Here is a 395-nt window from a genome sequence, read left to right on the forward strand (position 1 = left end):
GACCAATTATAATGTTCGTCCTTTTTATTACTACTGGAGCTTTTTTACCCAAAGTGGGATCTGGACCATTCCGGCATTTGTTGCCCTGCTTTATCCTTATATGAAGTCGCGGGTTTCCAACAAAAAGGCCTACAAATTTGCACTCTTGTGGACTCTTAGTGCCGTGATTTTGTTGTCCATCATTCCCGAAAAGAAATCCCGATACCTCCTGCCGGTCCTCATCCCCATGGCCCTTAACACCGGGTTTTATATCGAATATTTATTCAGGTGTTTTAAGACTCTTGAGAAAAAGGAAAAATGGGTGGTGTATTTTATTCATGGGTTAATTGCAGTTATCGGCCTTGCCTTTCCCGTTGCAGGGTATTTTCTGCTGGAGTTGGAAGGTCACTGGTTCT

At 43.0% G+C, this 395-nt stretch carries 1 pseudogene; it reads left to right on the forward strand.

From position 1 onward, the window contains the following. Nucleotides 1–395 (forward strand): annotated as a pseudogene (locus HC175_RS19920) (ArnT family glycosyltransferase); the annotation flags it as partial.

This window comes from Salinimicrobium oceani, assembly GCF_012037645.1.